Source organism: Allobosea sp. (assembly GCF_030694325.1).
Taxonomy (GTDB): Bacteria; Pseudomonadota; Alphaproteobacteria; order Rhizobiales; family Beijerinckiaceae; genus Allobosea.
In genome coordinates, this window is record NZ_JAUXYO010000255.1 from 1 (window position 1) to 10,244 (window position 10,244).

A 10,244-nucleotide genomic window follows, 5' to 3' on the forward strand; every position below is an offset into this window, starting at 1 on the left:
GCCGTGACCGAGACCTTCCATCCCGGCTTCCGCAACTCGACCGCGAGCTACACGGTCAGCCTGCTGCGGCCCGAGATCAGCGCCGCGATGGAACTACACCGCCACGGCCTCAATATCGTCGAGCGGCCCATGGGCAACTTCCTGCCGCTGCCGGATCTGATCGATGCCGGCCGGGTTGCGCGGCGGCTGTCGCGGCTCGATCTCACCGCGAAGCGCGACGTGATGGACCTCTTCACCAAATCGGCCGGGGACTGGCTCGATGGCTGGTTCGAGAGCGAGCCGATCAAGGCGCTGCTCGGCTTCGATTCCGTCGTCGGCAATTATGCCAGCCCCTACACGCCGGGCTCGGCTTATGTGCTGCTGCACCATGTCTTCGGCGAGGTGAACGGCAACAAGGGCGCCTGGGGCCACGCCATCGGCGGCATGGGCGCGATCACGCAGGCGATGGCGAAGGCCTGCGCGGAGGCCGGCGTCGCGATCCGGCTCGACAGCCCCGTCGCCGAGGTGCTGAGCGAAAAAGGCCGGGCGGTTGGTGCGGTGACGGAAGCCGGCGATGTGGTGCGGGCGCGCGCGGTCGTCTCGAACCTCCATCCGCGGCTGCTCTTCGCCAAGGTCGATCCGGCGATCGTGCCTGCGGATTTCACCGAGCGGATGACGCGCTATGCCTCGGGCTCGGGCACCTTCCGGATGAATGTCGCGCTGTCGGAGCTGCCGCGCTTCACCAGCCTGCCGGAACCCGGCGACCATCACACCGCCGGCATCATCATCGCGCCGAGCCTCGTCTACATGGACCGCGCCCATGCGCAGGCGCGTCTCTCAGGCTGGTCGCAGGAGCCGATCGTCGAGATGCTGATTCCGTCCACGCTCGACGACACGCTGGCCCCGCCCGGCTGCCATGTCGCGAGCCTGTTCTGTCAGCATGTCGCGCCGGTGCTGCCCGAGGGGCTCGACTGGGAGTCCTGCCGCGACAGGGTCGCCGATCTGATGATCGAGACGGTCGATCGTTATGCGCCAGGCTTCAAGGCCTCGGTGGTCGGGCGGCTGGCGCTCTCCCCTGCCGATCTGGAGGCGCGCTTCGGGCTGGTCGGGGGCGACATCTTCCATGGCCGGCTGACGCTCGACCAGCTCTTCTCGGCCCGGCCCGTGCTCGGCCATGCCGATTACCGCATGCCGGTGCCGGGGCTCTATCTCTGCGGCTCGGGCGCCCATCCCGGCGGCGGCGTCACCGGCGCGCCGGGGTCTAATGCGGCGGCGGCTGTGCTTGCGGATCGCCGCCGCAAGCGGCTCTGACGGCTGATCCGGGCCGATGCGGACTTCGCGTACGGGCGGACGAAGGCTGATTGGGTGGCGGAGACGGTGCGGCTGGTCGAGGCAGCCGGCGGTTGCCCGGCCAGAGTCGCCGAGGTGAGGGCGGCGTTGGCGGGGCGGGGATAGGCGTTGCGATGGCGTTGTGCGCCAGACGCCGTCATTGCGCCGTGGCCTCAAATCCGACCTTCGGGAAGGCCCGTGTTCGATCAGAAGCTCACTCGCAGCTGCGCGGTCCCGCCGATGCGGCGCGTGCTCTCCGAGATCTCACCATCGATGCGAGCACCGAGGCTGACGTTGCGGCTGAGCTTCACATCGAGCCCAGCTGCGATCAGCGCGGCATTGCGGTCTGGCCGCGCGCCGGTGACTGAGAAGCGCGCTCCCGGCAGCCCATTGATCGAAGCGGCGAGATCCGCGTCGCGCTGGTAGTAGTGCGCCCAGGCGGCGCGCACGAAGCCGGTGACCGGTGTTGCGCCGATGGTCAGGTTGGCATCGACCTGCATGCCGAGTTCGCTGCGGCTGGTCATATCGGAGCGTCTGCCCAGCGTCAGGGTGCCGGCGACCAGGCCACTGGCGTCGCGCTCGATGGCGGCCGGGCTGCTGGCGCGCACGGCCTGGAAGGCGGCCAGCGGTGAGAGCGTGATGCCGTACCATGTCGCGACCGGCAGGCTCGCCTCGATGCGCCCGCTCCAGGCCTGCGTGGCATAGGATGCGGTGACGCCGCTGCGGCCGAGCGCGGGGATGGCGCGGGTGGTGTCTGTGTCGAGCCTGGAATAACCCAGCGCCGCGCCGACATTCAAAGTACCGATCATGGTGCGGCCATAGAGACCGGCCTGGAAGACATCGGCCTCCGCCTTGCCGAGTCCCCCCGACAGCGAAGCGCGCGACTGGCCGCCGGCGACCGCGATGCCCGCAACCGTGTTGATGCCCAGCCGGATATCGGCGCCCACAGCGACATGGCCATCGGAGAGATTGCGGCTGGCCGAGCCGGTCGCCCGGTCGCCATCGCCGCGTCCGGTCGAACCGAAGGTCGCCCCCCAGAGCGAGAAGCGCGCCGGATCGAAGCTGGCGCGCCCCGGCCCGTCCTGGCGCGAAGGCAGATCGGCGGTGAAGCCGGCCGTGCCCGAGGGCCCGCCGCGCGCACCGGCGAGCCGGCCAGCGCCCGAACCGTCCAGCATCGTGCCGAGGAACTGTCCCGCCGCGCTGTTGGCCATGGCAGGCGCAGCTGTGTGGACCTCGCCTGACAGCTGGTTCACAGCCCCAGGTATCGCGGCGGCCGGCAGGTTGTAGATGGCAAACAGTGCAGAGGGATTGGCCCCGGCGGCGACCGCGGCGTCGATGCCGGAGGCGACCGCTGCCGCATTGCGCGGGGCCGCCAGACCGAAGCTGGGGGTGGTTGGCGTGACCGGCGCAACCACGATCGGCGTCAGCGGCTTGGGCGTCAGGACCAGTTGAACGTCGGTGCCGGTGTAGCTCACCGTGCTGGTGATCCCGTCCCCGAAAGACGCGCTGGTATCGACCGTGCCGAAACGCGTGCCACCGAGCCCGCCCGCCGCTGCCAACAGCGTATAGGGATTGCCGAAGAGATAAGCCCCGCCCAGCGGCACGATCCGCAGCGTTCCGGCAAGCGCAGCCGTGCCGGTGACGTTGACCCGGTCGGCGACCGCGCCCTGGACCTCAGCGAGGTAGAGCGAGCCGGCGCCCAGCACCAGATTGCCATTGACGGTGAGCGTGCCCGGCGAATTGCCCGGCGCGAGCGTGCCGTTCACCGTCAGCGAAGGCAGCGTTCCCGAGCCTCCGATCGAGGCGCCCGCACCGACCGTCACGCTCGACGAGGACAAAATCGAGCCGTTGACGAGCAGCGTTCCGCCGGTGACGGAGGTCGCGCCGCTGTAGCCGTTGATCCCCGCTAGCGTGAGGGTGCCCGCGCCCGCCTTGGTGAGCGATCCCGAGCCCGAAAGTGCCCCTGAATAGCTTGTACTGCTGCCGTCGCCGCCGGCAGTCAGCGTCGCTGCGCCCAGCGTCACCGCGCCTGTGCCGGCAAGCGAGCCGATCGTCTGGTTGAAGCCCGCGAGGTCCAGCGTCGTGCCGGTGCCGATGGTGAAGGCCGAAGCCGAGGACAGGCTGTTGATCGCGCCCGCCCGCAGCGTGCCGTCAATGATTGACGTCGCGCCGCTGTAGCTGTTGGCGCCCGACAAGGTCAGGACATCGGCGCCGGTCTTGGTCAGGGATGTCCGGCTGAGCCCGTCCTGGACCGCACCCGAAAAGGTCGACGCCGTTGAGTTGTTGACGATCAGCGAGGCAGCCGCTCCGCTGTCGTTGGTGATGGTGCCGCTGCCTTGGAGATTATGCACTCTTGCGGGGCCGTTGATATCGAGCGTGGCGCCTGCGGCGATGTCGATCAAGGTCGTCGCGCCGTCGGTCACGAGGGCCCCATTGCTTCCCAACCTGACGGTGCCGCCATCGAGAAACAGGAAAGTGTCCGACATCGCGACAGAAGACGGGTTGAGGATGACTGTCCCGTTATCCGTTGCATGGCCGAGGCGAAGACTCGAGCTTCCCGCGCTGATGCTGCCTGTCAGCGTCAGGGTCTGGCCCGTCGATGCCGATATGGCCCCCGACGACGAACTCACGATCTGGATGTCGTTGCTGAAGGTTCCGGTCACGACGCTGTTGAGGCGACCGTCGGAAAAATCGACCCGGCCCGTGCCCAGGGCGCCCATGTCGGTGGTGTGGGTGACACCACCCTGGAAGGTCGTGCCGCCGGAGTAGGTGTTGGCGGCTGAGAGGGTGACGGTTCCGGGGCCGGGCATCACAAGTCGGCCGGTGCCGGTGATCCGGTTGGCGACATTCACGCTGCCCGTGGTCCTGAGTGTCAGATCGTCGCCCAAATTGCCGATGTCGCCGAGCAGGCCCGACGTCGTGCCGAGGAAGGTGATGCGGTTGCTGCCGCCGGTGAACCTCACCGCATCGGCACGCGTCACGCCATCGCCCGAGAGACCGCCGGTGACCGTCCCGCCGACGCCCATGGTCAGGTTGAGCAGGGAGCCGACGATGCCGACGCCGCCCGCGCCAGCAAAGCCGGGCTCCGCACCTGGGCCGCCCGCACCTCCATCGCCGCCTGAGATAGATGCCTCAATCGTCAAGCTTCCCCCATTAAGGGTCAGCAGACCAGCTCCGCCGGATCCGCCATCGCCCCCAAGAAAATTCTGACTGTTGCCACCAGCACCGCCCGCACCGCCTGCGCCGCCTGCGATAGGCGCGCCGATGGTGCCGGTGCTCACTCCCGTAACAACCGCTCCATAGCCGCCGGCCCCACCGCCGCCCCCTCCGCAAATACCTTCGCAACCCCCGCCCTGACCGCCCGCGCCTCCAGCCACGGCGGCCCCGGGCGGATTGGCTCCGACAAAGCCATGGGCACCGCCGCCGCCGCCACCACCATCGCCGAACGTGCCAGTCCCCAATCCTCCGATTGATCCGGCTGCTCCGGCGACACCCCCACCAGTCCCACCCACTCCGCCCGTGCCTAGGAAGCCGACGTCTAATCCACTGCCTCCATTGCCGCCCGTTATCCCACTGCCGCCGCCGCCACCACCCACGCCACCACCGCCAATTCCCCCTGGACCCGTCGGACTGTCGATACCGCCGACGCCGCCATCTACCCCGGCGGAGCCTCTCCCGCCATCAGCATTGACCGGTGACGTTAGTGCGAGGCCCAGCGCGACGGCCAGCAGGGGCGCCGCCAGAGCTGTGGTCCCGCCCAGCACATGCTTCAGCCGGTTGCTCATCCATTCCCCCAGCAGCCTCGACACCGCTGAGGACGGCTTGGATCGAAGCACAGTGGCTAGGAGGATAAAGGGATCGGTCGGAACCGCATTGACGCAGCGTGCGCGATCTCTTGATGTTTTGTGGCTCTGTCCGATGTCGCGTTGAGCGACACGCCGTTCCGCTGGGCTTGTCAGGCCGGCTTGACGGCGCCCCCTTGGCTCTTTCGATATGGATGCGTCCGATGGCGACCCTGCCGTCGATGCTGAGGACAACCGGCCCATGACGGATCACGACCGCAAGCAGGATGCCCTGGCCGCACAGGAGGAGGCCGCGCCGTGCGAGGGCGTCCTCGGCGGCCCGCAGATTGCGATCGTGCTGCCTCCGACCGCCGACGGGGCCTCGTTCAAGGCCTGGCAGCATCACCTCACTTTCGCCTGCAGCGCGGAGCTCGTGGACCCGGAAGATGCGCCCGCGTTCCACGCTTCCACCGACCTCTACATGCTCGGTCGCTTCATGCTGAGCCTGTCGACCAGCTCTCATGCCAACAGGCTTGTCCGCAGCGGCGAGGATGTGGCGCGCACCGGCGTCGACCATGTCAACATCTCGCTGCACCTCGAGGGCAACTATGAAGGCAGCTGTGGCAGGCGCTCCTTCCACGCGAGGCAAGGCGATGTCAGCTTCATCGATTTCGGCATGCCCTTCGAATTCGAAACCTCGCCTTACCGGACCCTGGCCCTGACCGTGCCGCGCAATGCCATGCCCGACGGCCTGCGTGATCGCGCGCTGCATGGGCTTGTGCCCGAGGCCAGCCTGCCGGTGACGCGGCTGCTGGCGCAACTGATGCGCGATGTCTATGGGGCCCTGCCGGGCATGACCGTGACTCAAGGCGAAGCCGCGGCGGCCGCCCTCGTCGAGATGGCGCTTGCGGCCTCGCAAGGCGGCTATGGCCTGCGCGAGGAGCGCTCACCGGCCGATCTCGATCTGCTCGGCCGGGCGCAGTGGCAGATCGAGCGTTCGCTGGCCGATCCGGGGCTCACCGTCGGCTCGCTCCTGGCCCGCCTCAATGTGTCGCGTGGCGCGCTCTACGGCGTGTTTGCCGAGCATGGCGGTGTCCAGGCCTATATCGGCGAGCGCAGGCTGCAGCGCTGCTACGAGGTCATCAATGGCGGCGACCGGGCCGACGAAACGCTCAGCGCGATCGCTTTCTCGTTCGGCTTCCGCAGCGAGGCGCATTTCAGCCGCAGCTTCAAAAGCCGGTTCGGCATCACACCGCGCAACCTGCGCGCCGTCGCCCGCCAGCGCAGCGTCGACATGATGCCGCCGACCACAACCGGAGTGCCACCCGACGCGATCCAAACGCTCGGGCGATGAGACGCGGCCGTTCTAGTGATCGTTCGGTCTGCGGACAGAGGGCTGATGCCGCTCGTCACTGCATCGAGCTGCCGATAAACAGACGTTGCAGACCACCCAGATTGGGTTGGAAGCAGCGAGTTTCGAATGGTGGCGCTGGACTTCCGGCCAAGCCGATAGCCTCCCGCCCCCGCGAGACCACCCGCCGCATTGGTGCCGCGCCTGCGCCACCCTACATGTGAAGCGCCGACACCCGCCGAAAGCGCCCCCATGTCCGACCGCGACTCCGAAGCCAACCGCTTTTCCGCCCGGGCAGTGCGCTATGCGCGTGTCGGGGCCAATGTCGGCGGGGTGGCGGCGCGGATCGCGGGTGCCCGGCTGTTCGGGATGGAGGGGCGCAACGCCTCCAATGCCGAGGCGCTGGCCAAGGCGCTGGGGGGGCTGAAGGGCCCGATCATGAAGGTGGCGCAGCTCGTCGCCACCATCCCCGATGTGGTGCCGCCGGAATATGCCGCCGAGCTGCAGAAGCTGCAGTCGCAGGCGCCGCCGATGGGCGCGGCCTTCGTCAAGCGCCGGATGATGGCCGAGCTCGGGCCTCAATGGCGTGCGCGCTTCGGGGAATTCGACCTGCAGCCGGCGGCGGCGGCCTCGCTGGGGCAGGTGCACCGGGCGACGACGCTGGAGGGCGTCGCGCTCGCCTGCAAGCTGCAATATCCGGACATGGAATCGGCTGTGGAGGCCGACATCTCGCAGCTCGACATCCTGTTTGCGCTGCACCGGCGCATGGACCCGGTGATCGACACCAGCGAGATCGCCAAGGAGATCGGCGCCCGCGTCCGCGAGGAGCTCGACTACCAGCGCGAGGCCAAGCACATCGCGCTCTATCGGGAGGTGCTGGCGCAGACGCCGGAGATCCGCGTGCCGGCGCTGGAGAGCGCGCTCTCGACCAAGCGGCTCCTGACCATGCACTGGCTCGAGGGCGACGGCATCCTGACCCACAAGCAGGACGAGCAGCAGGCGCGGGACCGGATCTCGACGGCGATGTTCAAGGCCTGGTGGCGGCCCTTCAGCCATCACGGCATCATCCATGGCGACCCGCATCTGGGCAACTACACCGTCTTCTCGGAGGACGGCGCCCCGCAGGGCATCAACCTGCTCGATTACGGCTGCATCCGGATCTTCCCGCCCTCTTTCGTGGGCGGCGTCGTCGATCTCTATCGCGGCCTGCTGGAGGGCGACGAGGCGCGCGTCGTCCATGCCTATGAGGTCTGGGGCTTCAAGGGGCTGACGAAGGAGCTGGTCGACACGCTCAACATCTGGGCGCGCTTCATCTACGGGCCGCTGCTGGAGGACCGCACGCGCCGCATCGCCGAAGATGTCAGCCCGGCGGAATATGGCCGCCGCCAGGCCTTCGAGGTGCATCAGGCGCTGAAGAAGCGCGGGCCGGTGACCGTGCCGCGCGAGTTCGTCTTCATGGACCGCGCCGCGATCGGGCTCGGCGGGGTGTTCCTGCATCTCGACGCGGAATTGAACTTCCACCGGCTGTTCGAGGCGGAGATCGAGGGCTTCAAGATCGAGACGGTCGCGGCCGATCAGGCCTCGGCGCTGGCGCGGGCTGGGCTGGTGGCGACGGCTTAGAGCAGTTCTCCCATCGCGCGGAACCACGCCGTCATACCGGGGCGCCCGCAGGGCGAGCCCGGAACCCATGACCACGACGTACGTCCAGATGGCTGGGACCGCCCTGCGCTATCCGGCCATGTCAGTGTTCATGGGTTCCGGGCTCTTCGCTGCGCGAAGCCCCGGAAAGACGGCGTGGCGCCGCGCGGCGGTCGTCGGGCGCGCAGTTTCCGCCCGTTTGGCGGCGCCAGCCCGATTCGGCGCTTGCTTCCCCGGCGTTGGGCGGTCTAGATCGCGCGCTTCCCGTCCAGCGTTTCCGGAAGCGCTCCCTGCCATGGCCACCACCTCCGCGCCCGTCGCCATCATCATGGGCAGCCAGTCCGACTGGGCGACCATGCGCCATGCCGCCGAGACGCTCGATGCGCTCGGCATCGGCCATGACGACCGCATCGTCTCCGCCCACCGCACACCGCAGCGCATGGTCGAATTCGCGACCGGCGCCAAGGCGGAAGGCTTCAAGGTGGTGATCGCGGGGGCCGGCGGCGCGGCGCATCTGCCGGGCATGACGGCGTCGCTGACGCCGCTGCCGGTCTTCGGCGTGCCCGTCGAATCCAAGGCGCTGTCGGGGCAGGACTCGCTGCTCTCGATCGTGCAGATGCCGGCCGGCATCCCCGTCGGTACGCTCGCCATCGGCCGGGCCGGTGCGGTCAATGCGGCGCTGCTGGCGGCGGCCGTGCTGGCGCTGTCGGATGAGGGCCTGGCGCAGCGGCTCGACGCCTATCGCGCCCGCCAGAGCGCGGCGATCGCCGAACGGCCCGTGAAGGACGAGGCGTGAGCGCGTCTGCGGGGGAGGGGCAGCCGCTGGCGCCCGGCGCCGTGCTCGGCATCATCGGCGGCGGGCAACTCGCCCGGATGATCGCGCTGGCCGCGGCCGATCTCGGCATCGCCAGCCATATCTTCGCGCCGGAAACTGAGAACCCGGCGTTCGACGTGGCGGCGGCGAAGACCGTGGCTCCTTACGAGGACGAGGCGGCGCTGGCGCGCTTCGCGGATGCCGTCGACGTCGTGACCTATGAGTTCGAGAACGTGCCGGCGGCCACCGCGGCGTTCCTCGCGGCCCGCAAGCCGCTGCATCCGGGCGCCCATGCGTTGGCGGTGACGCAGGACCGGTTGAGCGAGAAGCGCTTCGTCTCCGAGCAGGGCCTCACCGTCGCGCCCTTCCGCGCCGTGGATTGCCTGGCGGATCTCGAGGATGCGGTCGCCGCGCTGCGGCGGCCTTGCGTGCTGAAGACACGCCGCTTCGGCTATGACGGCAAGGGCCAGGTCAAGATCCTGGCCGGGACCGATCTCGCGGAAGCCTATGCGGCGATCGGCCGCCAGCCGGCGGTGCTGGAGGGCTTCGTCAGCTTCGCGCGCGAGGTCTCGGTGGTCGCGGCGCGCGGGGCGGATGGCAGCTTCGCCGCCTTCGACCTCTGCGAGAACGAGCATCGCGACCACATCCTCGCCTTCACCCGCATTCCGGCGCAGGTCTCGTCCGCGACGGAGGCCGCCGCCATCGAGGCGGCGCGGCGGATCGGGGCGGCGCTGCGCTATGTCGGCGTCTTCGCGGTCGAGATGTTCATCGTCGGCGAAGGTGCGGAGGAGAGCGTCGTCGTCAACGAGATCGCGCCGCGGGTGCACAATTCTGGCCACTGGACCAGCGAGGGCGCCCAGACCTCACAGTTCCACCAGCATGTGCGCGCCGTCTGCGGCTTCCCGCTCGGCTCGGCTGCGCGTCGCGGCCGTGTCGAGATGGAGAACCTGATCGGCGATGCCGCACTGCGCTGGCGCGAGCTCCTCGCCGAGCCGGGCGCGCATCTGCATCTCTACGGCAAGCGCGAGGCGAGGGCCGGCCGCAAGATGGGCCATGTCACGCGGGTCTGGCCCGAGCAGGGCTGAAGCCTATTCGCCGCTTAGCTCTGATCTTTCGGGTGTGAGCCCTCATCCTGAGGAGCCGCGGCACGCGGCGTCTCGAAGGATGCTCCAGATATCTCCAGAGCCTCCTGAAGCATCCTTCGAGACGCAGCCTGAAGGCTGCTCCTCAGGATGAGGGCTTTGAGAGATAGCGAAGGCCCGAGCCACTGCTCAGAGCACGCGCTGCAGCGGCTCGCCGCGCGCCAGCCAGAACGCCTTGAGCGGCGCCGGGACGATGCCCAGCTTGCGAT

The 10,244-nt window shown here is 68.9% G+C and carries 6 protein-coding genes; 5 read left to right on the plus strand and 1 reads right to left on the minus strand.

Annotation, left to right across the window (positions count from 1 at the left end; translation table 11 throughout):
* The coding region (locus Q8M82_RS16600; RefSeq protein ID WP_305692432.1) for a phytoene desaturase family protein at positions 1–1,290 on the plus strand (1,290 nt) is incomplete at its 5' end.
* A gap of 224 nt (positions 1,291–1,514) precedes the next feature.
* Here Q8M82_RS16600 and Q8M82_RS16605 read toward each other — a convergent pair.
* A complete protein-coding gene (locus tag Q8M82_RS16605; protein ID WP_305692433.1) occupies positions 1,515–5,354 on the minus strand; it encodes an autotransporter outer membrane beta-barrel domain-containing protein in 3,840 nt (1,279 codons plus the stop codon).
* On the opposite strand from Q8M82_RS16605, the gene Q8M82_RS16610 reads away from it, so the two are divergent.
* The 4 genes from Q8M82_RS16610 (at position 5,353) to Q8M82_RS16625 (ending at position 9,978) form a co-directional block, all read left to right on the plus strand.
* Positions 5,353–6,444, plus strand: coding sequence for an AraC-like ligand-binding domain-containing protein (locus Q8M82_RS16610; protein WP_305692434.1), 1,092 nt, complete (start codon positions 5,353–5,355; stop codon positions 6,442–6,444). The two genes, Q8M82_RS16605 and Q8M82_RS16610, sit on opposite strands and share 2 nt — an antisense overlap.
* Positions 6,445–6,693: 249 nt before the next feature.
* Complete coding sequence (locus tag Q8M82_RS16615) at positions 6,694–8,061, plus strand: ABC1 kinase family protein (RefSeq protein WP_305692435.1); 1,368 nt, start codon at positions 6,694–6,696, stop codon at positions 8,059–8,061.
* Between the two features lie 313 nt (positions 8,062–8,374).
* Positions 8,375–8,875, plus strand: a complete 501-nt coding sequence (gene purE / locus Q8M82_RS16620; protein WP_267521418.1) for a 5-(carboxyamino)imidazole ribonucleotide mutase — start codon at positions 8,375–8,377, stop codon at positions 8,873–8,875.
* Positions 8,872–9,978 (plus strand): 5-(carboxyamino)imidazole ribonucleotide synthase, encoded by a 1,107-nt coding sequence (locus tag Q8M82_RS16625; RefSeq protein WP_305692436.1) that lies wholly within the window; start codon positions 8,872–8,874, stop codon positions 9,976–9,978. The genes purE and Q8M82_RS16625 overlap by 4 nt, the downstream gene beginning before the upstream one ends.
* The last annotated feature ends 266 nt before the right edge of the window (positions 9,979–10,244 follow it).

Excerpts from the sequence above, each read along its gene's own strand:
- Q8M82_RS16610 (WP_305692434.1), top strand. The coding sequence starts at position 5,353 with ATGACGGATCACGACCGCAAGCAGGATGCCCTGGCCGCACAGGAGGAG.
- Q8M82_RS16605 (WP_305692433.1), bottom strand. The coding sequence starts at position 5,354 with ATGGGCCGGTTGTCCTCAGCATCGACGGCAGGGTCGCCATCGGACGCA.
- Q8M82_RS16615 (WP_305692435.1), top strand. The coding sequence starts at position 6,694 with ATGTCCGACCGCGACTCCGAAGCCAACCGCTTTTCCGCCCGGGCAGTG.
- purE (WP_267521418.1), top strand. The coding sequence starts at position 8,375 with ATGGCCACCACCTCCGCGCCCGTCGCCATCATCATGGGCAGCCAGTCC.